Genomic DNA, 22836 nt, shown 5'->3' with positions numbered 1-22836 from the left:
CCCGCGTGCTGCGCACGACGACCCTCTCCCACGAACGGATGTGGGAGAGGGAGCACACCCCACTGTCGTCCGCATCCCACGATGCAGTTGAAGCCCCGATCGTGGGCGCGACAGCGGCCGCGAGTCGGGGCTTTGCGATGTTCGAGCGGCGGATTCATCCGCTCAGGGCGGCCGGCGGGCGCGTTTGATCCGGGACGCACCGATCTGGTCCGCTCGCCCCGCTCTGGCGGTCCGCTCCGCGCCCGCTCTGGACGCGCCCGCCTGCCCGCGCTCATCTTGCGGGCCAGATCCGCCATCGCCGCCCCTCGCCCCGCGCCCGCATCCATGGAACTCAGCCAACTCCGCCGCAATCCTCTGCCGATTCTGATCGGGGCGGCGGCGGTCGTCATTCTCATCTCGGGAATGCGTTCCGCGTCGGGCATTTTGAATCCCATGCTGATGGCGGGCTTTCTGGCGCTGCTGTTTCAGCCCATCACCCGAAAGCTGCGGAGGTGGGGCCTCGCGGGCGGGCTGGCGGTGACGCTGGTGGTGCTGGCGGTCGTCGTTTCGGGAGTGCTGCTGGTGGCGTTCGTGGGCGTGTCGCTGCGGCAGATCGCGGTGGAGTTTCCGCGGTACCGCACGGAGCTGGAAGGCGTGCTCGCCTCGCTGTCGGGCATGGCGGCCGAGTACGGCATCGACGCGGGCGCGTACCTGGAGCGGGCGGTGAAGGGGCCGGAAGTCGCGCGCACGCTGCTGAACGCGTCCACCGGGGTGGCGGGCGGGCTCAGCAGCCTGGTGCTCACCTTTTTCATCTTTGCCTTCATGCTGGGCGGGATGTGGCAGTTGGAGCGGCGGGCGCGGACCGGCGCGCGTGATCACAGCCCGGCCGCCGCGCAGTTCCTGGCTTTTTCCAAGACGATCCGCGGCTACATGGCCGTGCGCGCCGTGCTGGGCCTGATCGCCGCCGTGCTGAACTACGCGCTGCTGATGATCCTGGGCGTGGACTACGCGCTGCTCTGGGCGGTGCTGTCGTTCGTGCTGAGCTTCGTGCCCAACATCGGCTTCACCCTGTCGCTGATCCCTCCGACGCTGCTGGCGCTGGTGGGCGGGGGATGGCGCGACGCGCTGATCGTGTTCGTGGGATATCAGCTGATCAACAACGTGCTCGACAACGTGATCGGGCCGCGGTTCGTGGGGCGGCAGATGCAGATCAGCGCGCTGCTGAGCTTTCTTTCCGTGATCTTCTGGGCGTGGGTGCTGGGCCCCACGGGCGCGATCCTGGCTGTCCCGCTGACGGTGCTCATCCGCGACCTGGCGTTCGGCGAGCCGGGCGCCGACCTCGCCCCGCAGCAGCCCGTCACGAGTTCCGCCGTGCCGACGCCGCACGCGCCGGAGGAGACAGGGAATAGGGAATAGGGAATAGGGAATAGGGAATAGGGGGAAGATGAGGCGGGAGCGGGGCTCAGGTTGGCGCGGAACGGCAGCCGGGAGCTTGCCGGGGCTTCGGTCGTGAAGTGAGGATCGACGACCTGCTGTCCGTGCCGAGTACTTGGCCCTGAGCACTGGTCACTTCTTTTCTTCTCCTCCACTTTTGTACTCTCGCACCTTCGTACTTTCGCGCTGTCGTCGCACTAACGCACCCCGCACCCAGCACTCACGCACTCCCTCCCCCGCTTGCGTCCGCGCCGGGCTCCGGGTATATGAACGCGCCCGCACCTTCGGGCCGGCGCCGCGCCGCGGGCCGAATCAACGTACGCATTCCGGAGCCGCGCGTGAGCGACGACGCCATCAAGGACATCACCATCATCGGCGCGGGCCCCACCGGGCTGTTCGCCGCCTTCTACGCCGGCCTGCGCGGCGTAAGCTGCCGCATCGTCGACGCGCTGCCGCAACTGGGCGGCCAGCTGATGGCGCTGTATCCCGAAAAGTACATCTTCGACGTCGGCGGCCTGCCCAAGATCCTGGCCAAGGACCTGGCCAAGAACATGATCGAGCAGGGCACGCAGTTCGGCCCCGAGGTCGTGCTGGAGGCCGAGGTGCAGCAGCTGATTCCCGAGGACGGCCACATCCGCCTGGTGACGCGCAAGGGCGAGTTTCTGACCCGGACCGTCATCATCACCGCCGGCAAGGGCGCGCTGAATCCGCGCGTGCTGGAGTGCCCGGGCTGGTCGGAGCACCACAACGAGACCGGCGGCGCGCACACCCACGTCCGCCAGCCGGAAGACTTCCGCGGCAAGCGCGTGCTGATCGTGGGCGGCGGCGACTCGGCGGTAGACTGGGTGCTGGGGCTGCGTGGCATCGCGAAGGAAGTCACGGTCATCCACCGCCGCGACGAGTTCCGCGCGCACCGCAGCAGCGTGCTGGAGATGCGGCAGGCGGCGGAAAAGGGTGAGGTGTCCATCAAGACGCCGTACGAAACGCGCGGCATCCACGGGGACAACGGGTGCATTTCGCGGGTGACGATCTTCAACAACGACACCAGCGAAGAAGAGGACCTGCAGGTGGACGCGGTGGTGGCGCTGCTGGGGTTCAAGCCCGACCTGGGGCCGATCGGGCAGTGGGGCCTGGCGCTGGAGCGCAACACCATCAAGGTCAGCCAGCTGATGGAAACCAACATCTCCGGCGTGTACGCGGCGGGCGACGTGGTGCACTATCCCGGCAAGCTGGAGCTGATCGCCACGGGGTACGGCGAGGCGGCGGTGGCGGTGAACAACGCCGTGCACCACATCAACCCCAAGGCGCGCGTAAGCCCCGGCCACTCCACGAACCTGAAGCAGTTCAAGCAGGACGAGGGCGAGGAGTAATCAGGCGCTTTACACTGGAGGCCGCTATGCTCAGCAGCAGAGTGCAGGTCGAATCGGCGGGATGGTTGACAGTGATCCCGGTGGAGGTGTCGCGCCGGCTGGGGCTCACGCCGGGTGCCGAGTTGTTCTGGGAGGATGACGGGAGCGGCGGTTTCCGCGTGTTCTCCGCGGACCAGAAGAACCGCCGCGATCGCGCCGACGGCCCCGATCTGGCCGGCTGATCGTGCGGTTTGGCGCAACGGTGAAAGCTCCACCTGTCCTGATCGGCCGGTGGAGCTTTTTCCGGACTGAAACACGCTTCGCGGGCACTCGTACGAGTCGATCAAACGCGGAGAGTCGTCTAACATACGCCCGGCTCTCGGAACGCCGACCGGCATCACCCTGAGAAGGTGACACGTAATTGGCTCGGCGAGAACATGGCGCGCCCCCTCCGCAGCCTCTTGATGTACCGTAAGTTACAGTACAAAGCCCTGCCAACGACGGCGCCGGCCGGTCTCTTCGTCTTGCCGACTCTTGGCGCCGACGGAGGATCTACTGCGCCTTCGAGAACGGGTGTGCGTCACGCGACGTTGGCTCGGCGGATAGTAGATCCTTCGGTCGCGCACGGTCTGGCGCGGCGGAGAGCACGGCGCACGCTCCCTCAGGATGACGCCTACGGCGCGTGCCAGGCGGCAGGCGGCGGACGGCGGACGGCGGACGGCGGACGGCGGACGGCGGACGGCGGACGGCGGACGGCGACGGCGACGGCGACGGCGGACGGCGGTGCCCCCCCAGTTGTCATCCTGAGCGAGCGGCCAAGCCGCGCTTTCCGGATGCACTGTTCCATGCAGCGAGTCGAAGGATCTTGCCACATCGCCGGCCTTGAGCACCGGGGTTCGAGTCTGAACCGCTTCCCGCCTGCCGCGCGCTCCGAATCTGCCGTGGCGAGATCCTTCGACTACGCGCCATGGTTCGACGCGCCGAACAGGCGGTGCGGCGCTTCGCTCAGGATGACAGACGGGGCGCACCAAAGCCGCCGCGGGCCGGGGCCGCTACGGATCGCGATCGGTGAAAACACCGAATCTTACATTATTGTCATCGAGAACCGATGTCCCGAACTGCATTAGTGACTGGCGGCGCCGTGCGCATCGGGCGCGCGATTACGGAAGCGCTGGCGGGTGCCGGCTACCGCGTCGTCATCCATTACAACTCGTCCTCCGGCCCAGCCGAGGAACTGCGTGACGCGATTACCGCAAAGGGCGGGGAAGCGCGGATCATCGGCGCGGACCTGTCGCGCACGGACGAGGTGAAGCGGCTGGCGGACGAGGCCGCCGCGGCGTTCGGCGGCATCGACGTCCTCATCAACAGCGCCTCCGTCTTCCCGGCGGAGAAGCTGGAGGAGACGGACGAGGCGCTCTGGGAGCAGACGATGGGCGTAAACCTGCGCGCGCCGTTCTTCCTTATCCGCCACCTCGCGCACACGCTGCGCGAACGGAAGGGCGCCGTCATCAACATGGCGGACCTGGCGGGATTGCAGCCGTGGGCCAGCTACGCGGCGCACTCGATCAGCAAGGCGGGCGTCGTCCAGATGACGAAAGTCGCGGCGCGCAGCCTGGCGCCGGAGGTGCGCGTGAACGCCATCGCGCCCGGCGCCGTGCTCCCGCCGGACGACATGAGCCAGGAGGAAGTGGACCGCCTCGCCCGCACGGCGCCGCTGCAGCGCAACGGCTCGCCCGCAGACGTGGTACGCGCGGTGTTGTATCTTCTGGAAGCCGATTTCGTCACCGGTGAAACGCTCGTCGTCGACGGCGGCAGGCTGCTCCGCACCTGAGTGGCAGTGGGGCCGCGGCGTCGACGCGGACCCGCGAATCCGGAACACGGCCCGCCGCGGGCCGGTACTGACTTGTTCTGCGAACGCCCCTCCGGCGGTTTCGCATCCCGTTTTCCCCATTGAAGATGGCTGCTCGCAAACCCGCCCGCCCGCGCTCGAAGAAGAGCGCCGGCCGCTCGCCGCTGGGGACCATCGTCCGCCTGGCGCTGGTGCTGCTGGCCGTGGCCGTCCTCGCCGGCGCGGGCGTGCTGGCGTGGCTGTGGCCCCGCTGCTCCGGCGCCGGCTGCCCCTCGCCCGTGGCGCTGCGCGACTACACGCCGCCCCAGTCCACCCGCGTGTACGACGGCGGCGGAAAGCTGATCGCCAACCTGGGATCGGAGCGGCGCATCGTCGTTCCCATCGACCGCATTCCCGCCAACGTCTCCGGCGCCTTTCTGGCCGTGGAAGACAAGCGCTTCTACCGCCACAAGGGCGTGGACTACCGCCGCCTGTTCGGCGCGCTGGCCCGCAACGTAAAGACGCTGCGCTGGTCGCAGGGCTTCAGCACGGTGACCATGCAGCTGGCGCGAAACGTCTTTCCGCAGCACCTGAAGCGCCAGAAGACGCTCAAGCGCAAGATGTGGGAAATCGTCCTCGCCCGGCAGATCGAGCAGGAATTCTCCAAGGACCAGATCCTGGAGATGTACCTGAATCAGATCTACCTGAGCGGCGGATTGTATGGCGTGGAGGCGGCGTCGCAGGGCTACTTCGGCAAGTCCGCCGCGCGCCTGACGGACGCGCAGGCCGCCATGCTGGCCGCTATCCCCCGCAACCCGTCGTTCTACGATCCGCGCCGCAACCCGTCCGCCGTCATTAGCCGGCGCAACGTGGTGCTGGGGCTGATGGCCGAGGCCGGCGTCATCACCGCCGCGGAGGCGGAGGAGGCAAAGGAGCAGCCGCTGGGGCTGGCCCCGCCGCCGGAAGCCAAGGGGACGGCGCCGTACTTCATCGCCGCCATCCGCAAGGAACTGCGCGACCGCTTCGGCAACGACGCCGACCAGTCCGGCTACCGCGTGTACACGGCGCTGGACCCGGCCCTGCAGCGCAACGCCGAGGTCGCGCTGCGCGAGCAGATCCGCGCGGTGGAGCGCGGCGTTCACGGCCGGTTCCGCGGCACCTCGTGCGGCGGGACCACCGTCAAGAACCCGGAGCGCTGCCTGCAGGGTCTGTTCGTGGCCCTCAACCCGGAAACGGGCGAGGTGCGCGCGCTGGTCGGCGGGCGCGACTACGCCATCAGCCAGTTCGACCGGGTGACGCAGGCGAGGCGGCAGGCGGGGAGCGCCTTCAAGCCCATCGTGTACTCCGCCGCCATCGCGCAGGGCATTCCCATCACCGAGCCGCTGATCGGGCCGGGCGCGGCGGCGGGCGGGCAGGGCGGCTACTATCCCGCGGACCACACGGCGGATTCGGTCACGCTGGACATGCGCGGCGCGCTGCGCACGTCATCCAACCGCGCCGCCGTAGTCCTGGGCGAGCGGGTGGGCGCGTCGCGCGTGGTGGCCGCTGCGCACGAGATGGGGATTACGACGGAGGTGAAGCCGTTTCCCTCCACCTTCCTGGGCGCCGCGTCGGTGATCCCCATTGAACTGGTGGCCTCGTACGCGCCGTTCGCCAACGGCGGCGCGGCGGTCAAGCCGCAGTTGATCCGGCGCATCGAGGACGCGAACGGCCGCGTGGTGTGGGAGGCCAAGCGGTCCCGGCGCTACGTGCTGTCGCCCGCGGTGGCCTTCATGACCAACTCGCTGATGCAGGACGTGGTGAACCGCGGCACCGGCAGCGGCGTGCGGACCACGGGCGGGCTGCCGTACACCATCGCCGCGGCGGGCAAGACGGGGACGACCAACGAGGCGGCGGACGTGTGGTTCGTGGGCGCCACGCCGGACATGGTGGCGGGCGTGTGGCTGGGCTTTGACCGGCCGCAGCGCATTCTGACCAACGCGTCGGGCGGCGGGCTGGCGGCGCCGGTGTGGGGCAAGGTGATGGCGCAGTACTACCAGAGCCACGCCGCCCCCGCGCCGTGGACCGCGCCCACGGGGCTGGTGACGGCCCGCATCGACCGGGTGAGCGGCAAGCTGGCCACGCCCACCTGCCCGGGCGAAGACATCGCGATGGAGTACTACCTGGCCGGCAGCGAGCCCACGGAGCAGTGCCCGCTGCATCCGGACGACCTGGGCGGCTTCATCGGCCGCACCATCCGCGGATTGGGCGGATGGCTGGGCGGCGGCAGCAAGCAGCCGCCCCCGCCCAAGCCCGATCCGGTGGACCCGTATCCGCGCGACCTGCGTCCCTGAACGCGGCGAGGGCGGCACCCATCACCGGGTGCCGCCCTCTTCGTTTTGGTCCTCAGCTTCCCTCACGAAGGGTGGCTTTCCTGTATGGAATTCCTGATCGCGCGGGTCACGAACGTGTTCAGGCTCTCGTCCGCTGCGCGCGCGGAGCGAGCGGCATCCCGGTGCAAATCCGGATCCATCCGAAGAAGCAGGCGCCCTGAATACGGTTTCTGAGGCTCCATGCCGTTCTCTGTACAGAAGGCGATGTAGTCGTCGACCGCAGCATGGAACTCCTTCTCCAACCCGGCAACGGATGAGGCTTGGAAGGTCACCACATCCGCGATGTCGGCGATCTCACCATGCAGCAGGCGTGCTTCGGCGTCGAATTCAACCTTGGCGACGTATCCCCTGTAATTCATCATGGTTCGATCCCCGCCGTAAGTAGAAAGCGCTTCACTGACCGGAGCGCGCCCTTGTCCGTCTCCTTCTCGGGATGCGGCCGGTGAAAGCTCGCGACCACTCCGTTGAGGATGACGTTGACGCGTGAGCCTTTTCGGTTGCTCACCACACCTCCGCAGGTCGCGAAGAGCGACTCGATGTCGGTCCAGACGACATCCGCTCGGGCTGGTTCCTCGAAGATCGCCGTTAGTGTCCGACGCTGTTTGGAGTTCATCCCGGCATAGTACCATCTTGTGATACTACGTCAATCCGCTTTCTGTTCCGGACAGACACGGCCCGAAACGTTCATAAACAAAAGCGGGGCCGCGAGCTTCGCGCTCGCGGCCCCGCCTTCATGCATCGATCGACAGCGGTCGATCAATCGCCGTGAACCAGTTCCTCGCCCTGGGCGACGGACGACTCGCCCGTCTCCATGACCGGCGTCTGGCCGATGTGCTCGTGGTGGGCCAGCCACCGCTCCGCCTCCAGCGCGGCCATGCAGCCGGTGCCGGAGGCGGTGATCGCCTGGCGGTAGTAGTCGTCCATCACGTCGCCGGCGGCAAACACGCCGGGCACGCTGGTGACCGTGCGCCAGGGTACCGGGCACTGCACGTATCCGTGCTCCGTCAGGTCGATGTGCCCCTGCAGGAACGCGGTGTTGGGCGTGTGCCCGATCGCCACGAACAGCCCGCCCACCTCCATCTCGCGCTGCTCGCCGGTGACCGTGTCCTCCAGCCGCAGCGCGGTGACGAAGTCCTCGCCGATGACTTCCACGACCTGCGTGTTCCACTCCACGCGGATCTTGGGATTCGCCAGGGTGCGCTCCGCCATGATCTTGCTGGCGCGGAAGCTGTCGCGGCGGTGGATGAGGACCACCTCGCCGGCGTACTTGGTCAGGTAGCCGGCTTCTTCCATGGCCGTGTCGCCGCCGCCCACCACCGCCAGCCGCTTGCCGCGAAAGGCGGGAAGGGCGCCGTCGCACACGGCGCAGGCGCTCACGCCGCCGCCGGTCATGGACAGGTGCAGCTCGTTGGGCAGTCCCAGCCAGTTGGCCCGGGCACCCGTGGCGATGATGACGGCGCGCGCGCGCACCGGCTCGCTGTACGTGGGGGTGAGGACGAACGGGTAGCTCGCGAAGTCCACCGAGGCCACGTTCTCGCCCAGCAGCCGCGTGCCGAAGCGCTCGGCCTGCTCCTTCATGCGGCCGGGGAGTTCCTGCCCGCTGATCCCCTCGGGAAAGCCGGGAAAGTTCTCCACGTCGCCGGTGTACATCAGCTGGCCGCCCGGAATCATGTCGCGGGAGGGCTCGCCCTCGATCACCAGCGGATTCAGGTTGGCGCGCGCCGCGTAGATGGCGGCGGTCCACGCCGCCGGCCCCGAACCCACGATCACCAGCGTTTCGACGTTCCCATCCACGGGCGTTGCTCCTTGCGGTTGTGATGCGTGGTGCAGCCGTGAAAGATAACGGATTGCGCTGCGTGTTTCTAGAGACGCGTGGTGCCGGACGGATTAGCTCGACGAGGAGGCAAGGGTGTCTGGGCGTGCCCCTCCGCTGCGCTCCGGGTCGGGCTGCGGGCGCACTAGGGCACGATACAGCTGTGCCCAAGTGCGTCGAGCCACCGGCGCGCCCGGCCTCCTCGCGATTCCACGTCCAGAGCGCGCGCGCCGGCGTCTCGCCCCTGCGGGCCCGCATCCCTCACGCAACCGCGGCGTAACCGCCCTGGTCGTCGGCTCTCTCGCGGCTCGTCGTTCACGCAGCGCTAAAGCACGCTCGCCGCCCCGCGCCGCCAAGCCCGTTCCCATCCGAGCCGCGACCTGCCAGATTGTGCGCGGCGCGAATCCCGGCGCGAATCCCGGCGTGAGAGTCCGCCGTATCCCACTCTCGTAATTTCGCACTAACGCACCCAGCACTCACGCACTCACGCACTCACGCACTCCCCCTCTCCCGTGAACCTGATTCTCCGCTGGATCGCCTCTGCCGCCGCGGTGGGGATCGCCGTCTACGCGCTCCCCGGGCTGGAATACGACGGGCGCATCACCACGCTGTTCGTGGTGGCCGTAATTTTGGGGCTGGTGAACGCCATCGTGCGTCCCATCATCAAGATGCTGGCATGCGGCATCATCGCGCTCACGCTGGGGCTGGCGCTGCTGGTCATCAACGCGGCCATGCTGTACCTCACCGGCTTCATCGCCGGCCAGTTCGGCTACGGCTTCCGCGTGCTGGACTTCAAGTCGGCGGTGATCGGCTCGCTCATCATCAGCATCGCCTCGTGGTTCCTGTCGATGCTGCTCAAGGACAACGACGACCGGTGATCGAGGGCGACGAGCCCGGCGTGCTGCGGCTGGACGCCGGTTCGTGGACGGTCCTGATCCGCGACGAACTCACGTACACGCCCAACTCGGCCGATAACCCGCGCCGCTACGACCGCGAAATCGTGCTTGGCCAGGAGTTGGGGCGCGCGGCGGGGGTGGAGGTGTACCACGACGGCCGCCGCGTCCGCTCCGTCGCGCTGATCACGTTTCCCGCCATGCCGCCCGCGGACGAAGCGCGCGCGCTGGTGCGGGGCGACCTGCTGATCCTGGCGCTCGGGCAAGACGTGCACGCGTTCGGAATCCCCGGCCTGGAGCCGCGGTGGGAGACGGAGGCGGACCCCGCGTGCGTCTTTGCCCTGCATGCGTTTGTGGGATCGGATGACCTGATCGTCCGTGGCGAGCTTTCCATCTCCCGCCTGGGTCTGGACGGCGCGATCCGGTGGAGCGGGGGCGGCCGTGACATCTTCACCGGGGACTTCGCGATCGGGGAGGACGACGTCATGACGACGGACTGGAATGACGACGTGTACCGCTTCCGCCTGGCGGACGGCGCCGTGATTGAAAGTCCGTCCCGGCGCTGACCGCTCATCATCACCCCGCCACGGATCGGGGCAGGCGACGGAGGGCGGGGCACGCCGCGGACTCCTCCGTGACCTCCGTGCATCCTCCGTGGCCTCCGTGTGAAACGGCAGTTCCAACACCCAGGCCCGCACGACGGCAGAACGAGGCACGGAGGCCGCACAAACGGACCCGCGGAGCAGAACCGCGAACCCGGTGTACACGACACCTTCGCATCCGGCGGGCGGGCGCTGCCCCGTTCCCGGCGCACCCCTTGCTCAACCGGCGCGCGAAAGCCCCGGCAGCATCGCGCCGGAAGCCGGCCATCGGGTCGATCCCGGCGCCCCCGCACCCGCGCGGAGCGTCAGGTTGACAGAACGCGGGTTTCCGCATACTTTTCCGGTTTATGTTGAAAGTCAGCCTGGCGGCACTGGACCGCGCGGAAGTGCAGGTTCACCAGCAGATCGCCCCGGACGACCCCATGTGGGAAGACGCCGGAGTGGAACTGGCCGCACCGCTGGACGTGGAGCTGAAGGCCCGCTCCGTCGGCGAAGGCGTGTTCGTGCGCGGCCGGCTCCGCACCACGGTGCGGCTTGCCTGCCGGCGCTGCCTCACGTCCGTCGACAACAAGCTGGACGAGGAAGTAGACTTCTTCTTCGAGCCGCTGACGGAAGAAGACGAAGGCGCGGAAGGAGAGGTCTACCCTCTCCCCGCCCGCGGAGACGAGCTGGATCTGACGGACGCCGTCAGGGAGCAGCTGCTTCTGCGGGCACCGGAGTTCGCCCTGTGCGACGAGGAGTGCCGCGGGCTCTGCCCGCAGTGCGGCACGGACCTCAACACGGGGCAGTGCGAGTGCGTACCCGAGCAGGCCGAGAGCCCCTGGGACGCATTGAAGAACGTCAAGTTCAACTGATCAACCTAGATACGCAGAGCAGGGGGCTCCGATGGCCGTACCGAAGCGACGCCAGTCCAAGCAGCGCCAGCGCAAGCGCCGCACGCACGTGAAGGCCGCGATGCCTTCGTTCAACGCGTGCCCGCAGTGCGGCGACCCGCACCTTCCGCATCGCATCTGCGCCAATTGCGGATATTACCGCAAGGAGCAGCGGGTCGAGGTCGACGAGTTCTAGCCGAACCGTCAACCCAGACCATTCATCATGCGGATCGCGCTGGACGCGATGGGCTCCGATCGTGCCCCGGCCGTTGAGGTCGAGGGCGCGGTCGGAGCTTTGCTTGACCGGTCCGACGACGTTCGCGTTGTCCTGGTCGGCGACACGGAGCGCATTGAAGCCGAGCTGGCGCGTTTTCCCGACGCGCCGCGCGACCGGCTGGAGATCGCGCACGCCTCCGAAGTAATCGAGATGGGCGAGTCCCCCGCCACGGCCATCCGCCGCAAGCGCGACTCCTCCATCGTCGTCGGGGTGCGCATGCTGCAGGCGGGCCAGGTGGACGCCTTCATCAGCGCCGGCAGCACGGGCGCGGTGATGGCGGCCTCGCTTGTCATTCTGCGCGCCATTCCCGGCGTGGACCGCCCCCCGGTGGGCGCCCGCATTCCCACCGCCACGGGCAAGTGCCTGGCGCTGGACGTGGGGGCCAACGTGGACTGCAAGGCCCACCAACTGGTTCAGTTCGCCCAGCTGGGAAGCGTGTACGTTTCCGACATGTGGGGCATTCCCAATCCGCGCGTGGGGCTGCTGAACATCGGCACCGAGCCCGAGAAGGGGAACGAGGTGGTGCTGGAGGCGCACCACCTGCTGGCCCGCCTTCCCAACCTGAACTTCATCGGCAACGTCGAGGGCCGCGAGATCGTGAGCGGCAAGTGCGACGTGCTGGTGGCCGACGGGTTCGTGGGCAACGTGATGCTCAAGTTCTACGAGTCCGTCGCCGGCCTCATCGGGGGCATGCTGCGGCGCGAACTCGCCGAAACGGGCGCGCAGCTGGACCTGGACCGCCTCTTCCGCAGCCTGGACTACGCGGGCATCGGGGGCGCTCCTCTGCTGGGCGTCAACGGCGTCGTCATCATCGGCCACGGCGGCTCGCCGCCCCTGGCCATCCGCAACGCCATCGACGTTGCCGCGCAGTCGGTGCAGCGCCAGATGGTGCCGCACATGAAGGCGCTCATGGCCCTGAACGCGGACGCTCCCTCCCCGCAGGCATCATGATCCCATCCAACGCCCCCCGCGCGCGGCTGGTGAGCACCGGCCGGTTCTCGCCGCCGCGCGTGGTGACCAACGCCGAGATGGAAACGCTCGTCGACACCAACGACGAGTGGATCCGCTCCCGCACCGGCATCCGCGAGCGGCGCATTGCCGACAAGGACACCGGCGCCGCCGACATGGCCGCCGGCGCCGCGCGCATCGCCATGGAGCGCGCCGGGATCACGGCCATGGATCTGGACATGATCCTGCTCAGCACCGCCACCCCCGACCGGCTGCTTCCCAGCACCGCCTGCGACGTGCAGGCCCTGCTGGGCGCTCGCAACGCCGCGGCGTACGACTACGCCACGGCGTGCTCCGGCTTTCTGTACGGCCTGTCCATGGCCGAGGCGCACATCGCCTCCGGTCAGGCAGAAACCGTGCTGGTGTGCGCGACGGAAAAGATGTCGTCCATCGTGGACTGGACGGACCGCACCACCTGCGTGCTGTTCGGCGACGGCGCCGGCGCGGCCGTCGTCCGCAAGGCCGACGACGAGCGCGGCATCCTGAGCACCTACATGAAGAGCGACGGCACGCTGGCGGACCTGCTGTACCGTCCGGGCGGCGGCGCGCGCTTTCCGCTGGACATTTCCGTGCTGGACGAGCGCAGCCACTTCGTGAAGATGGCCGGGCCCGAGGTCTTCAAGTCCGCCGTGCGCGCCATGTGCGAAGCCGCGGAGACGGCGCTGCAGCGCGCGGGCGTGACGGCCGACGAGATCGACCTGATGGTGCCGCACCAGGCCAACATCCGCATCATCGAAAGCACCGCCAAGTACGCGAAGATGCCGATGGAAAAGGTCTTCGTGAACGTGGACCGCTACGGCAACATGTCGTCGGCCTCCATCCCGGTCGCGCTGGACGAGGCGATCGAGCAGGGGCGCGCGGGGCCGGGGTCGCTGGTGCTGATGGTGGCGTTCGGCGCGGGATTCACGTGGGCCTCCAACGTGGTGCGGCTCTGAGATGAACGGCGAACGGATCGCCCTGCTCTTTCCGGGGCAGGGATCGCAGGCGGTGGGGATGGGCCGCGACCTGGCGGAGCGCTTTCCCGAGGCGCGCGCCCTGTTCCAGGAAGCGGACGACGCGCTGGGCTTCTCCCTCTCCACCCTGATGTGGGAAGGGCCGGCGGAGGAGCTGACGCTGACCGTGAACGCGCAGCCCGCCCTCCTCGTCCACAGCGCCGCAGTCTGGGCGGTGCTCAAGGGCGCGGACATCGACGTGGTGGCCGCGGCCGGGCACTCGCTGGGCGAGTTCAGCGCGTACCACGCCGCGGGCTCGCTGGCCTTTGCCGACGCGGTGCGCACGGTGCGCCGCCGCGGCGAGCTGATGCTGCAGAGCGGCAACGCGCGGCCGGGGACCATGGCCGCCGTGCTGGGGCTGGACGACGACGTGGTGGAAGGCGTCTGCCGCGAGGCATCGACCGAAGATTCGGTCGTCGTGCCCGCCAACTTCAACTCTCCCGGCCAGGTGGTGGTGAGCGGCGACGTGGCGGCGGTGGAGCGGGTGGGGCCCATGCTGGTTTCGGCGGGCGCCAAGAAGGTGCAGGGATTGAACGTGTCGGGCGCGTTCCACTCGCCGCTGATGGCGGTGGCGGAAGAGGGCCTGCGCGCGCAGCTGGAAGGCGCGGCGTTCGGCGGCCCCGCGTTCCCGGTCATCAGCAACGTGACCGCGTCACCGGTGACGGACGGCGCTGAGGCGCAGCGGCTGCTTGTGGAGCAGCTCACGTCCCCGGTACGCTGGACCCAGTCGGTCCGCACGATGCTGCAGATGGGCGCGGAGCGGTTCGTGGAGGTGGGGGCCGGCAAGGTGCTGGTGACCATGCTCAAGCGCATCGACCCCGCCGCCAACGGCCGCGGAACGGCGCTGGGCACGGCGGATGCGATTGCCGAGTACCTGAACGGCTGAACTGCGGAACTGCAGTGCCCAGTGCCGGAGTGCCCGGTGCCCAGCAGGATCGGGCGCTGTGGATCCGACATTAGGCACTGAGCACTGGGCACTGGGCACTTCCGTTCGCCCTTGGCACTACTCTTTTCGGAGATTCCTGTGGAGCTTTCGGGCCAGGTCGCGCTGGTGACGGGCGGCTCCCGCGGCATCGGCCTCGCCATCGCGCGGGAGCTGGCATCGGCGGGGGCCAGGGTGGCGGTGGTGGCGCGCGACGGTGCGCGGGCGCAGCAGGCCGCGGCCGAACTGCCCGGCGAAGGGCACCGGGGCTACGCCTGCGACGTGGCGAACTCCGCCGCCTGCACCGAGCTGGTAAAGACGGTGGAGGGCGAGATGGGGTCGCTGGACGTGCTGGTGAACAACGCCGGCGTCACGCGCGACAACGTCCTCATGCGCATCAAGGACGAGGACTGGGACGCCGTGCTGGACACCAACCTGCGCGGCGCCTTCAACCTCATGCGCGCCGCCTCGCGCGGAATGATGAAGCGGCGCGCCGGGCGCGTCATCAACATCACCAGCGTGGTGGGGATCACGGGCAACGCCGGGCAGGCCAACTACGCGGCCAGCAAGGCGGGGCTCATCGGGATGACCAAGTCGGTGGCCAAGGAACTCGCCGGGCGGGGAGTTCTGGTCAACGCGGTCGCCCCGGGGTACATTGAGACGGACATGACGAGCGAGCTGCCCGAAGCCGCCCGCGGCGCACTGATGGGTTCCATCGCGCTGGGACGGCTGGGGCGGCCGGAAGACATTGCTCCCGCGGTGCGCTTTCTCGCGGGGCCGGGCGCGGCGTACATCACCGGGCAGGTGCTGGTGGTGGATGGCGGGATGGTGATGTAGGCAGGACGGCCACACAACGCAGGAACGGGAGCCCCGGCGGCGAGCACGGCGGGGGCCGCACGCTAAAACCAAACAGGAGACGGGAAATGGCGGACATCGAGGCGAAGGTCAAGGAAATCATCATCAACGAGCTGGGCGTGGACGCCGAGAAGGTGACCCCGGAGGCCTCGTTCGTGGAGGACCTTGGCGCTGACTCGCTGGACACCGTGGAGCTGGTGATGGCTTTCGAGGAAGAGTTCGGGATGGAGATTCCGGACGAAGAGGCCGAGAAGCTGCGCACGGTGGGCGACGCCATCAGCTACATCTCGAGCAACCAGGGCTGAGCCGCACGGCTCGCCCCGCTCGAACTTCCATAGGCCGCCCCCCGCGGGCGGTCCGGTCCACGTCCCGATTTCCCGGAGCGGCTGATGAATCGCCGAGTCGTGATTACCGGGACCGGCCTCGTAACGCCCGTCGGGCTGGACGTCCAGGAATCCTGGGCGGCCCTGCTCGACGGGCGTAGCGGTACCGGTCCCATTACGCAGTTCGACGCATCCGAGTACCCCGTGCGCTTCGCGGCCGAGGTGAAGGGGTTTGACCCCGGCGCCTACATTGACCGCAAGGAGGTCAAGCGCACGGACCGCTACAGCCAGCTGGCCATCGCCGCGTCGGTGCAGGCCATGCGCGAGGCCGGGCTGGACCAAGGCCTGGGCTCCATCGATCCCGAAGCGTTCGGGGTGATCGTCGCCAGCGGCATCGGCGGCATTCAGACCTTCGAGGAGCAGCACAGCCGCCTGGTGGAGAAGGGGCCGGGGCGCGTGTCGCCCTTCTTCGTCCCCATGTTCATCAGCGACATCGCGGCGGGGCTGGTGAGCATCCGGTACGGGCTCAAGGGCCCCAACTACTGCACCGTCAGCGCCTGCGCCAGCGGCGCGCACGCCATCGGCAACGCGTTCCGGCACATCAAGAACGGCGACGCCGACCTGATGCTGGCGGGCGGCGCCGAGGCGGCCATTTCGCCCATGGCCATGGCGGGCTTCGCCAACATGACGGCGCTCAGCACGCGCAACGATTCGCCGGAAACGGCGAGCCGGCCGTTCGACGCCACCCGCGACGGCTTCGTGCTGGGCGAAGGGGCGGGGATGCTGGTGCTGGAGGAACTGGAGCACGCCCTGGCCCGCGGCGCCACCATCCTGGCCGAAGTCGTGGGCTACGGGTTGACGGGCGACGCGTACCACATCACCGGGCAGCCGGAGAACCACGAGGGGCTCGCGCGGGCGATGCGGATGGCGCTGCGCGAGGCGGGCGCCAAGCCCGCCGACGTGGACTACGTGAACGCGCACGGCACCAGCACGCCGCTCAACGACAGCAACGAGACGGGCGCCATCAAGCTCGTGCTGGGCGACCACGCGCGCGAGATCATCGTGGGGAGCACCAAGAGCATGACGGGGCACCTGCTGGGCGCCGCGGGCGCCATCGAGGGGGTGTTCAGCGCGCTGGTGTGCCGGACGGGAAAGATCCCGCCCACCATCAACTACAGCACGCCGGACCCGGAGTGCGACCTGAACTACGGAACGGACGGGGTGACGGAGCGGCCGGTGCGGCTGGCGCTCAGCAACTCCGCCGGCTTCGGCGGGCACAACGTGTCGCTCGCGGTTCGCCGCTGGGACGCGTAGTTTCCCTCGTCACGGCGGGTTGATGAACGGCCTCCGCACACGCGTGCGGAGGCCGTTTTCAGTTGCATTCCTCAGGGTCCCGGAGGACGGTCGATGGACAGAAATGAGCCAGAGGCGCGGCGGCTGCGTGACGAGATGGTGACCCTCGCACGAAAGATCCTGCGCGGTGAAACCGGCGTGCTGCCGGGTTCGGCCGCCATGATGCAGTATCGGTGGGGCGCCGGGCTGCACGAGATGGATGAGGATCTGCTGGTCTTTCTCGGCATCGACTCCCAGGAGGACCACCTGCCGTCGGGGAGCGCGCGGCGGTACTGGAATCCGGACGCGCTCGCCCGCGCGGACGCGCAGATCGCCGAGGCCGAAGCCTTTTACCGCGAGGTTGCTTTCGCCGCCTGCGAATCGCTCATCCGCCGCTTCAGAACGGATTGATCACGCGATCACTCGCGTCCCCGACTTTCCCCTCATCCCGAAATCCGATGGCCCTCCCGCCGCTGGTCGCCGAAGCCGCTCGCGTTCTGCTGGATGCATACTGCCGCAATCGGGTGCCGGCCCACGCCGCGGACGAGGTGCGAATGTCGTGGACCGTCCGGGGCGCGACGATTTCGCTGACCGAACAGCGGTGTCACTGGAAGCGGCGGGAGGAGTGGGGCGATCGGGTCGTCGCCAAGTTCAAGTACGCCGAGTCGGACGGGAAGTGGGAACTGTACTGGGGCGACCGCAACGACCGCTTTCATCAGTACCAGGACTTGGCACCCGTCTCCCTCAAGCGGTGCTTGGCCGAGGTCGACAGCGATCCGCTGGGGATCTTCTGGGGATGACTGTCCCGTCTTGACGCACGAGGTAATGCGTGTACGTTCTTCTGTACTGAACAGCGTACACAGGAGCCGCACATGAATCCCATCCGCTACCGCGAAGATATCCGCCCCCTTTCGGAGTTCCGGGCGAACACTGCTGCTTTCATCGAGCAGATCCGGACCACCCGCCGCCCCATCGTCCTCACGCAGCATGGGCGCGGCGCCGCCGTACTCGTCAGCATCGATGAGTATGAGCAGATGGTAGAGCGGCTCGCGCTGCTGGAAGACGTCCGTCGAGCCGAGGAGCAGATCGCCCGCGGAGAAGGGATCGATCATGAGACGGCCAAGCAGGCGCTTCTGGACCGCTTTGCCCGGTGAGGGTCATCTGGTCGCCGGTGGCGATTGAACAGATCGCGGATATTGGCGAGCATATCGCGAGATCGCCTGCAGGCTGTGAAGGTTGCTGGAGAGGTCCACGCTGCCTTGCAAGGGTTGCAGAACGCCCGCGGTTGGGCGAGCATTGAGGTGCGCAGCAACCTGCAACCTGGAGTGACCGTGAGCCGAGAATTCAACGTTGTAATCGAGAAAGATGCGGACGGATGGTTTGTCGCATCTGTTCCGGCACTTCCCGGCTGCCACACGCAGGCAAAGTCACTGGATGCGCTCATGGAGCGCGTCGCCGAGGCGATCGAGTTGTGTCTTGAGGTTGAAGGCGAGGACTTCGAGCCGCTGGCGTTTGTGGGTGTGCAGCGCGTTTCCGTCGCTGCGTGACCCGCCTCCCTCGCCCGACCGCGCCCGAGGTCATCCGCGTGCTGAACGAACTCGGATTCGAGGTCGTTCGCATCAAGGGCTCCCATCACTTTCTCAGGCACGCTGACGGCCGCGCCACGGTGGTCCCTGTCCACGCGGGAGATGTCATCGGTCCGGGGCTGATGAGCAAGATCCTGCGGGATGCGGACGTCACTCGCGACGCGTTCCTGGACCGGCTCCAAGGGTGACTCGCCCCCAGTATCGAAGACGGCCTGACCGGCATCCGCCGGTCAGGCCGTCTTCGTTTCATCCACCGGGAGCGCCGGTCAGGCCGGGGTGGCCAGGGCGATGTCGCGGGGCGGCTGCACCAGCGAGTGCGTCACCAGTTCCGGCTGCGGGCGGCCGAACAGGTAGCCCTGCAGCAGGTTCACGCCCAGCCCCGACATCACGTGCCACTCCTCCTCGCGCTCCACGCCCTCCGCCAGCACCATCTGCCCGTTGTCCTGCCCCAGCTTCACCAGCGACGCGCACACCTCGCGGTGGAACGGAGAATCCACCGCGCGGCTCACCAGCTCGCGGTCGATCTTGATCAGGTCCGGGTTCAGGTCGGCCATCATCGCCAGCCCCGAGTATCCGCTGCCTACGTCGTCCAGCGCCACCTTGAAGCCCGTGGCGCGATAGTACGCCAGCAGGTTGCGCAGGTGCTCGCGGTCCACCTGCTCCGTTTCCACCATCTCGAATACGACGTGGTCCGGCTCCAGCCCCGCCAGCGCCGCGGCGCGCACCGTGGTCCGCAGGCAGAACTCCGGCTTGTAGATGGCCGTGGGGAGAAAGTTGACCAGCAGGTGGCAGTGCGAGGGAATCCCCGCGCGCCCCGCGTTGCCCAGGTGCAGCTCGCGCGTGTGCCGGTCCAGCATGAACGTCAGGTGCTCCTGCTTCGCCCACTCCAGCAGGGTGAACGGCGGCACCAGGCTGCCGTCTTCCGCGCGGCCGCGCATCAGCGCCTCGTACCCCCACAGCTCCAGCGTTCCCGCCCAGAAGATGGGCTGAAACCACGATTCGATGCGGTTGTCGCGCATCATGGCGGGGAGGGGCGAACTGTCCACCTCCACCATGGCGGAGAGCGGGCCGGAGTGCAGCAGCGTCACCATCTGCTCTTCGATGGACACGCCGGCGCGGATCCACGCGGCCCGCAGCGCGCCGAAGCGGGCCGCGTCCAGCACCGTCCGCAGAAAGTTGGCGACCTGGGCAATGCCCGACCACCGCGTCGCGGAACCCACTTCCACGCGGACCGCGCCCAGCGCCGGGTGCACGGTCCACTCATGTTCGTTCGCCATGGCCCGCAGTTCCGGGTACTGGTCCAGACCCGGGGCCAGCACCACCAGACTGCGTTCGTCCGTCCGGCATTCGCAGTGCATGTCCACCCTGTTCGCTTGAATTCAACGCGTCCGCATCGAACGTATGTAGCATGTTGGGGTCCGCCGGTGTCGCAGCGCAAGGCGCGACCGAACAAAAGTGCCGTTCCTCTCTGCAGGGGAACGGCACCGGATCGCAGTGGCGGGGTTGATGTACGGCCCCGCCGGTTCAGCCCGCCTGCCGCCGCGACTCGATCCAGCCGCGCACGCGGCCCAGAAAGGCGCGCACGTCGATGGGCTTGGTGACCAGGTCGTCGCAGCCGGCCGCCAGCACGCGGTCTCGCGCGCCTTCCATGGCCGTGAGCGCAATGACGGGCACGCCGGCCAGCGACGGCTCCGCGCGGATCTCGCGCGTGGCCTGCAGGCCGTCTACCAGCGGCATCATCATGTCCATCAGGATCAGGTCGGGATGCTCGGCGACCGCGAGTTCCACGGCCTGCCTGCCGTTCACCGCCTCCACCACGCGGTAGCCGAACGCGTCCAGCAGCGTGCGCATGGCGTCGCGGCTGTCCTCGTGGTCCTCGGCCACGAGCACCACGGGCCGGTTCTCCGCCTCTGCCTGCGCCGCGTCGGACGGCTGCACGGGGGAGATGCGGGGGACAGAGGCCTGGCGTCCGCGATCAGGGTTCACGGATGCAAAACTCTGCGTCTCGGGACGGGCGAGCGAAGCAGCGACCATTGTGCGGGGAGGTGCGGGAACAGAAGACGGAAGGTGCGGTTGTATTCAAAACTTTTCCGATTGCGTAACAGGCAAGTCGCATGCCCGGTTCTTTCCTTCGGCGGGCGCGTTCCGGCGCGCTGTGCCGCATCCTTTCCGGCCTGCATTCACATCGCGGACGCCCGCCGCGCGAGTCATCCGCACGCGCAACCCGGACGCATCCGCGCGGGACGGGCCATCGGTGGATTGCGCCAGCCCGGCCGCGGGCTGAGATTCGGCGGGTGAACCCGCCGCTTTCCTTCATCCGCCGTGCCATGCCCCGCATGCAGCTTACCCGCCGCGTCCGTTTCAGCGCCGCGCACCGGTATCACCGGCCGGAGTGGAGCGAGGAACGCAACCGCGCCACCTTCGGCCCGTGCAGCAACCCGCACGGCCACGGACACGACTACCTGCTGGAGGTGGTGGTGGAAGGCGCGGTCGACGCGCAGACGGGATTCTCGGTGGATCTGGGGATGCTGGACCGCGTGCTGGCGGAGGAGGTGACGGGGCCGCTGGACCACCAGCACCTGAACCACGCGGTGCCGGAGTTCGCCCCCGGCGGGCTGATCCCCACGACGGAGAACATCCTGCTGTGGATCTGGGCCCGCGTGGCGCCGCGGATGGAGGGCGCGCGGCTGGTGCGCATGCGGCTGCACGAAAACCGCGACTTCTTCGTGGAGTGGGACGGCGCGGAATGAACGCCGCCCCCGCGGCACCGGGCCGGCGGGGGCGTGTGGGTCGATGCGGATCAGCGCGGGCCCGCGGCCGTGTGGCGCGGGGGCGTTCCCTCGGGCGTCCACCGCGGGAGGGCGGACGGCGGCGGCTGGTAGCGGGGCACGCGCGGGGCGAACACGTTGGCCCGCACGATGTGCCAGATGGCCGCGGCGCCGTCCTTCCACCCGATCTTCTTGCCCTCGTCGTACGTGCGGCCCGCGTAGGAGATGGGGACCTCGTAGATGCGTGCGCGCGCCTGGGCCAGCCGTGCGGTAAGCTCCGGCTCGATCCCGAATCGGCGGGTGCGCAGCGGCAGGCTTTGGATCAGGTCCGCACGCGCCATCTTGTAGCACGTTTCCATATCGGTCAGGTTCAGGTCCGTGAACATGTTCGACAGCAGGGTGAGCGCGCGGTTGCCCAGCGTGTGCCAGAAGTAGAGCACCCGGTGCGGCCCGCCGGCGAAGCGCGACCCGAACACCGCGTCGGCCCGCCCGTCCACGATGGGCTCCAGCAGCCGTGGCAGCTCGAACGGATCGTACTCCAGGTCCGCATCCTGAATGACGATCACGTCCCCCCCGGCCGCGGCGATTCCGGCGCGCACCGCCGTGCCCTTGCCCCCGTTGCGCGGCAGCTCGATCAACCGGTGGATGACGCCTTCCGCCAGCAGCGTGCGCAGCGTCTCGCGGCTGCCGTCGGTGGAGCCGTCGTCTACGCAGAGGATCTCGACGGGGAGCCCCACCGCGCGCACCCGTTCCGCGGCATGGCGCACCGTGGCGGCCTCGTTGTACACCGGCATCACCACGGACAGCAGGATCGTCCCTTCCCGCATCATCCCACCTCCTCCCGTTGTGCGATGGCGATCAGGCTCTGCCCCAGCGGTGGCGACCAGACGCGCTCCAGCCGCGAGATCCACGGAATCATCCACCGGTCGTACAGGCGCGCGTCCGCCGCGGTGACGGTGCGGCGCCGCAGCACCCGGCCGCTGAGCCACCAGGCCAGCACGCCGGGCAGGTTGGTGTAGCGGATGCGGAGCGGAGCGAAGCCCGCGCCGGCGAGCTTCGCCTCCAGCTCCGGCCGCGTGTAGCGCCGGAAGTGGTCGAACGCCTCGTCCAGCGTGCCGTAGATGGCGGGAAGGGCGGGGACGAAGAGGAGCAGGTGCCCGCCGGGCGAGAGAAGCCGGTGTGCGGTGCGCAGAAAGTCGGCGTCGTCGCGCACGTGCTCCATCACGTTCACCGCCACCACCGTGTCCGCGCAGCCGGGCTCGCCCGCGTCGCCCAGGTAGCCGCGAACGGTGCGCACCGCGGGGTCGCCCGCGAAGGTGGCGCGCAGGCGCGGCCAGTTGTTCTCCGCCGGCTCCACCAGCGTGAGTTCGGCATGGGGCGCGGCGGCGCGCAGGTGCGCGGCAAAGCTGCCGATTCCCGCGCCCGCCTCCACGATGCGGTAGCCCAGCCAGGGCGCGAACCGCTCCGCGATCCACGCGTGGTAGTTGCGGGCGCCGGCTAGCGCGTCCAGCTCCTCGCCGGCGTAGGTGAATGCGGCTGGGTCGGCGGGCGGCGGCATGGGACTGGGGTTCGGGATGGGACGCAGCGGAGGCGGATATGATGCAGCGGGCGGGGCGGGCGGGAAAGACCCC

At 68.7% G+C, this 22836-nt stretch carries 28 protein-coding genes; 21 read left to right on the top strand and 7 right to left on the bottom strand.

Going from position 1 to position 22836, the window contains the following annotated elements:
• Positions 1-324 precede the first annotated feature (324 nt).
• The 5 genes from HNQ61_RS07445 (at position 325) to HNQ61_RS07425 (ending at position 6923) form a co-directional block, all read left to right on the top strand.
• On the top strand, positions 325-1395 hold the full coding sequence (locus tag HNQ61_RS07445; protein ID WP_170039425.1) for an AI-2E family transporter: 1071 nt from the start codon (positions 325-327) through the stop codon (positions 1393-1395).
• 356 nt (positions 1396-1751) lie between these two features.
• Positions 1752-2783: an FAD-dependent oxidoreductase gene (locus HNQ61_RS07440; RefSeq protein ID WP_205762154.1), complete on the top strand. Its 1032-nt coding sequence runs from the start codon at positions 1752-1754 to the stop codon at positions 2781-2783.
• A gap of 26 nt (positions 2784-2809) precedes the next feature.
• A complete protein-coding gene (locus HNQ61_RS07435) occupies positions 2810-3004 on the top strand; it encodes a hypothetical protein (RefSeq protein ID WP_170039421.1) in 195 nt (64 codons plus the stop codon).
• An 866-nt stretch (positions 3005-3870) separates the two neighbouring features.
• Positions 3871-4593: an SDR family oxidoreductase gene (locus HNQ61_RS07430; protein ID WP_170039419.1), complete on the top strand. Its 723-nt coding sequence runs from the start codon at positions 3871-3873 to the stop codon at positions 4591-4593.
• A 125-nt stretch (positions 4594-4718) separates the two neighbouring features.
• Positions 4719-6923 carry a penicillin-binding protein 1A gene (locus HNQ61_RS07425; protein ID WP_170039417.1) on the top strand — a complete coding sequence of 735 codons (2205 nt, stop codon included), beginning with the start codon at positions 4719-4721 and terminating at the stop codon, positions 6921-6923.
• A gap of 62 nt (positions 6924-6985) precedes the next feature.
• On the opposite strand, the gene HNQ61_RS07420 is transcribed toward HNQ61_RS07425, so the two are convergent.
• The 3 genes from HNQ61_RS07420 to trxB all read right to left on the bottom strand — a co-directional run bounded on the left by HNQ61_RS07420 (position 6986) and on the right by trxB (position 8756).
• A complete protein-coding gene (locus HNQ61_RS07420) occupies positions 6986-7324 on the bottom strand; it encodes a type II toxin-antitoxin system HicB family antitoxin (protein WP_170039415.1) in 339 nt (112 codons plus the stop codon).
• Positions 7321-7575 carry a type II toxin-antitoxin system HicA family toxin gene (locus HNQ61_RS07415; RefSeq protein ID WP_170039413.1) on the bottom strand — a complete coding sequence of 85 codons (255 nt, stop codon included), beginning with the start codon at positions 7573-7575 and terminating at the stop codon, positions 7321-7323. Before HNQ61_RS07415 ends, HNQ61_RS07420 begins: the two co-directional genes overlap by 4 nt.
• 143 nt (positions 7576-7718) lie before the next feature.
• Entirely contained in the window at positions 7719-8756 is a 1038-nt protein-coding gene (gene trxB / locus HNQ61_RS07410; RefSeq protein ID WP_183685567.1) for a thioredoxin-disulfide reductase, read from the bottom strand.
• A gap of 531 nt (positions 8757-9287) precedes the next feature.
• Between trxB and HNQ61_RS07405 the strand changes: the two genes are divergently transcribed.
• From HNQ61_RS07405 to HNQ61_RS07335, 15 genes are all read left to right on the top strand, one after another.
• Complete coding sequence (locus HNQ61_RS07405; RefSeq protein WP_170039411.1) at positions 9288-9653, top strand: phage holin family protein; 366 nt, start codon at positions 9288-9290, stop codon at positions 9651-9653.
• Entirely contained in the window at positions 9650-10234 is a 585-nt protein-coding gene (locus HNQ61_RS07400) for a hypothetical protein (RefSeq protein ID WP_170039409.1), read from the top strand. Before HNQ61_RS07405 ends, HNQ61_RS07400 begins: the two co-directional genes overlap by 4 nt.
• A 383-nt stretch (positions 10235-10617) precedes the next feature.
• Positions 10618-11124, top strand: coding sequence for a YceD family protein (locus HNQ61_RS07395; protein WP_170039407.1), 507 nt, complete (start codon positions 10618-10620; stop codon positions 11122-11124).
• A gap of 31 nt (positions 11125-11155) precedes the next feature.
• Positions 11156-11338 (top strand): 50S ribosomal protein L32, encoded by a 183-nt coding sequence (rpmF, locus tag HNQ61_RS07390; RefSeq protein ID WP_170039405.1) that lies wholly within the window; start codon positions 11156-11158, stop codon positions 11336-11338.
• Between the two features lie 27 nt (positions 11339-11365).
• Positions 11366-12370: a phosphate acyltransferase PlsX gene (gene plsX, locus HNQ61_RS07385; protein ID WP_170039403.1), complete on the top strand. Its 1005-nt coding sequence runs from the start codon at positions 11366-11368 to the stop codon at positions 12368-12370.
• Positions 12367-13362: a beta-ketoacyl-ACP synthase III gene (locus tag HNQ61_RS07380; protein ID WP_170039401.1), complete on the top strand. Its 996-nt coding sequence runs from the start codon at positions 12367-12369 to the stop codon at positions 13360-13362. Before plsX ends, HNQ61_RS07380 begins: the two co-directional genes overlap by 4 nt.
• A gap of 1 nt (position 13363) precedes the next feature.
• A complete protein-coding gene (gene fabD, locus HNQ61_RS07375; RefSeq protein ID WP_170039399.1) occupies positions 13364-14305 on the top strand; it encodes an ACP S-malonyltransferase in 942 nt (313 codons plus the stop codon).
• Positions 14306-14437: 132 nt separating this feature from the next.
• Positions 14438-15178, top strand: coding sequence for a 3-oxoacyl-[acyl-carrier-protein] reductase (gene fabG / locus HNQ61_RS07370; RefSeq protein WP_170040484.1), 741 nt, complete (start codon positions 14438-14440; stop codon positions 15176-15178).
• Positions 15179-15264: 86 nt separating this feature from the next.
• A complete protein-coding gene (locus HNQ61_RS07365; protein ID WP_170039397.1) occupies positions 15265-15501 on the top strand; it encodes an acyl carrier protein in 237 nt (78 codons plus the stop codon).
• 84 nt (positions 15502-15585) lie between these two features.
• The gene (gene fabF / locus HNQ61_RS07360; protein ID WP_170039395.1) at positions 15586-16833 is read left to right on the top strand and encodes a beta-ketoacyl-ACP synthase II; all 1248 of its coding nucleotides are present in this window, start codon (positions 15586-15588) and stop codon (positions 16831-16833) included.
• A gap of 93 nt (positions 16834-16926) precedes the next feature.
• Positions 16927-17262, top strand: a complete 336-nt coding sequence (locus HNQ61_RS07355) for a hypothetical protein (RefSeq protein WP_170039393.1) — start codon at positions 16927-16929, stop codon at positions 17260-17262.
• 47 nt (positions 17263-17309) lie between these two features.
• Entirely contained in the window at positions 17310-17651 is a 342-nt protein-coding gene (locus tag HNQ61_RS07350) for a DUF3024 domain-containing protein (RefSeq protein WP_170039391.1), read from the top strand.
• 72 nt (positions 17652-17723) lie between these two features.
• On the top strand, positions 17724-18005 hold the full coding sequence (locus HNQ61_RS07345) for a type II toxin-antitoxin system Phd/YefM family antitoxin (RefSeq protein ID WP_170039389.1): 282 nt from the start codon (positions 17724-17726) through the stop codon (positions 18003-18005).
• Between the two features lie 177 nt (positions 18006-18182).
• Positions 18183-18398 (top strand): type II toxin-antitoxin system HicB family antitoxin, encoded by a 216-nt coding sequence (locus tag HNQ61_RS07340; protein WP_170040482.1) that lies wholly within the window; start codon positions 18183-18185, stop codon positions 18396-18398.
• A complete protein-coding gene (locus HNQ61_RS07335) occupies positions 18395-18625 on the top strand; it encodes a type II toxin-antitoxin system HicA family toxin (RefSeq protein WP_170039387.1) in 231 nt (76 codons plus the stop codon). Before HNQ61_RS07340 ends, HNQ61_RS07335 begins: the two co-directional genes overlap by 4 nt.
• Positions 18626-18703: 78 nt before the next feature.
• Here HNQ61_RS07335 and HNQ61_RS07330 read toward each other — a convergent pair whose 3' ends face one another.
• Both HNQ61_RS07330 and HNQ61_RS29180 read right to left on the bottom strand, forming a co-directional pair.
• Positions 18704-19714, bottom strand: a complete 1011-nt coding sequence (locus HNQ61_RS07330; RefSeq protein ID WP_170039385.1) for an EAL domain-containing protein — start codon at positions 19712-19714, stop codon at positions 18704-18706.
• Positions 19715-19961: 247 nt separating this feature from the next.
• Positions 19962-20423 (bottom strand): response regulator, encoded by a 462-nt coding sequence (locus HNQ61_RS29180; RefSeq protein WP_205762148.1) that lies wholly within the window; start codon positions 20421-20423, stop codon positions 19962-19964.
• Between the two features lie 341 nt (positions 20424-20764).
• Here HNQ61_RS29180 and HNQ61_RS07320 point away from each other — a divergent pair, with 341 nt between their 5' ends.
• Positions 20765-21187 carry a 6-carboxytetrahydropterin synthase gene (locus HNQ61_RS07320; RefSeq protein WP_205762146.1) on the top strand — a complete coding sequence of 141 codons (423 nt, stop codon included), beginning with the start codon at positions 20765-20767 and terminating at the stop codon, positions 21185-21187.
• A 50-nt stretch (positions 21188-21237) separates the two neighbouring features.
• Here HNQ61_RS07320 and HNQ61_RS07315 read toward each other — a convergent pair whose 3' ends face one another.
• The gene (locus tag HNQ61_RS07315; protein ID WP_221239667.1) at positions 21238-22035 is read right to left on the bottom strand and encodes a glycosyltransferase family 2 protein; all 798 of its coding nucleotides are present in this window, start codon (positions 22033-22035) and stop codon (positions 21238-21240) included.
• On the bottom strand, positions 22032-22763 hold the full coding sequence (locus HNQ61_RS07310) for a class I SAM-dependent methyltransferase (RefSeq protein WP_170039381.1): 732 nt from the start codon (positions 22761-22763) through the stop codon (positions 22032-22034). The genes HNQ61_RS07315 and HNQ61_RS07310 overlap by 4 nt, the downstream gene beginning before the upstream one ends.
• Positions 22764-22836 lie beyond the last annotated feature (73 nt).

Source organism: Longimicrobium terrae (assembly GCF_014202995.1).
In the GTDB taxonomy this organism is placed as follows: Bacteria; Gemmatimonadota; Gemmatimonadetes; order Longimicrobiales; family Longimicrobiaceae; genus Longimicrobium; species Longimicrobium terrae.
Note: the sequence above shows the minus strand (reverse complement) of the source record. Positions and strands in the feature narration are given on the sequence as shown.

Excerpts from the sequence above, each read along its gene's own strand:
- HNQ61_RS07435 (WP_170039421.1), top strand. The coding sequence starts at position 2,810 with ATGCTCAGCAGCAGAGTGCAGGTCGAATCGGCGGGATGGTTGACAGTG.
- HNQ61_RS07415 (WP_170039413.1), bottom strand. The coding sequence starts at position 7,575 with ATGAACTCCAAACAGCGTCGGACACTAACGGCGATCTTCGAGGAACCA.
- HNQ61_RS07330 (WP_170039385.1), bottom strand. The coding sequence starts at position 19,714 with ATGGCGAACGAACATGAGTGGACCGTGCACCCGGCGCTGGGCGCGGTC.
- HNQ61_RS07345 (WP_170039389.1), top strand. The coding sequence starts at position 17,724 with ATGAATCCCATCCGCTACCGCGAAGATATCCGCCCCCTTTCGGAGTTC.
- HNQ61_RS07350 (WP_170039391.1), top strand. The coding sequence starts at position 17,310 with ATGGCCCTCCCGCCGCTGGTCGCCGAAGCCGCTCGCGTTCTGCTGGAT.
- HNQ61_RS07420 (WP_170039415.1), bottom strand. The coding sequence starts at position 7,324 with ATGATGAATTACAGGGGATACGTCGCCAAGGTTGAATTCGACGCCGAA.
- HNQ61_RS07425 (WP_170039417.1), top strand. The coding sequence starts at position 4,719 with ATGGCTGCTCGCAAACCCGCCCGCCCGCGCTCGAAGAAGAGCGCCGGC.
- HNQ61_RS07355 (WP_170039393.1), top strand. The coding sequence starts at position 16,927 with ATGGACAGAAATGAGCCAGAGGCGCGGCGGCTGCGTGACGAGATGGTG.
- HNQ61_RS07365 (WP_170039397.1), top strand. The coding sequence starts at position 15,265 with ATGGCGGACATCGAGGCGAAGGTCAAGGAAATCATCATCAACGAGCTG.
- fabF (WP_170039395.1), top strand. The coding sequence starts at position 15,586 with ATGAATCGCCGAGTCGTGATTACCGGGACCGGCCTCGTAACGCCCGTC.
- HNQ61_RS07320 (WP_205762146.1), top strand. The coding sequence starts at position 20,765 with ATGCCCCGCATGCAGCTTACCCGCCGCGTCCGTTTCAGCGCCGCGCAC.
- HNQ61_RS07395 (WP_170039407.1), top strand. The coding sequence starts at position 10,618 with ATGTTGAAAGTCAGCCTGGCGGCACTGGACCGCGCGGAAGTGCAGGTT.
- HNQ61_RS07445 (WP_170039425.1), top strand. The coding sequence starts at position 325 with ATGGAACTCAGCCAACTCCGCCGCAATCCTCTGCCGATTCTGATCGGG.
- rpmF (WP_170039405.1), top strand. The coding sequence starts at position 11,156 with ATGGCCGTACCGAAGCGACGCCAGTCCAAGCAGCGCCAGCGCAAGCGC.
- HNQ61_RS07315 (WP_221239667.1), bottom strand. The coding sequence starts at position 22,035 with ATGATGCGGGAAGGGACGATCCTGCTGTCCGTGGTGATGCCGGTGTAC.
- fabD (WP_170039399.1), top strand. The coding sequence starts at position 13,364 with ATGAACGGCGAACGGATCGCCCTGCTCTTTCCGGGGCAGGGATCGCAG.
- plsX (WP_170039403.1), top strand. The coding sequence starts at position 11,366 with ATGCGGATCGCGCTGGACGCGATGGGCTCCGATCGTGCCCCGGCCGTT.
- HNQ61_RS07430 (WP_170039419.1), top strand. The coding sequence starts at position 3,871 with ATGTCCCGAACTGCATTAGTGACTGGCGGCGCCGTGCGCATCGGGCGC.
- HNQ61_RS07380 (WP_170039401.1), top strand. The coding sequence starts at position 12,367 with ATGATCCCATCCAACGCCCCCCGCGCGCGGCTGGTGAGCACCGGCCGG.
- HNQ61_RS07310 (WP_170039381.1), bottom strand. The coding sequence starts at position 22,763 with ATGCCGCCGCCCGCCGACCCAGCCGCATTCACCTACGCCGGCGAGGAG.